Genomic DNA, 273 nt, shown 5'->3' on the forward strand with positions numbered 1-273 from the left:
TGACGGTGAAGAACGGTGATGACCTGGCTGAACGCTTTAAGCACCTTCATAGAGCCCAGCGCGAGCTATGGAAACGCCGGCAACGTGGTCGCGGCTCTGTGCTCGATGGTGTTGTGGGCGCTGTTTGGTCATACGACGTGAAGCGGGGAGACAACTCGGGCCAGTGGCACCCGCACCTGCACATGATCGCCTTGGCCGAGGTCGAGCCCAGCCAGGAGCGCTTGTCGCGGGATTGGCACCAGATCACCGGGGACAGCTTCATCGTTGATGTGC

1 protein-coding gene is annotated in these 273 nt (G+C 61.2%); it reads left to right on the forward strand.

Features of this window, described 5'->3' with window-relative positions:
* The first annotated feature begins 18 nt into the window (after window positions 1–18).
* A complete protein-coding gene (locus tag ABG80_RS23830; RefSeq protein WP_268760981.1) occupies window positions 19–141 on the forward strand; it encodes a hypothetical protein in 123 nt (40 codons plus the stop codon).
* Window positions 142–273 lie beyond the last annotated feature (132 nt).

Origin of the sequence: Aquabacterium parvum (assembly GCF_001447195.1) — a bacterium.
Taxonomy (GTDB): Bacteria; Pseudomonadota; Gammaproteobacteria; order Burkholderiales; family Burkholderiaceae_C; genus Aquabacterium; species Aquabacterium parvum.

Coding starts and splice junctions, on each gene's coding strand:
- ABG80_RS23830 (WP_268760981.1), top strand. CDS start 19: ATGACCTGGCTGAACGCTTTAAGCACCTTCATAGAGCCCAGCGCGAGC.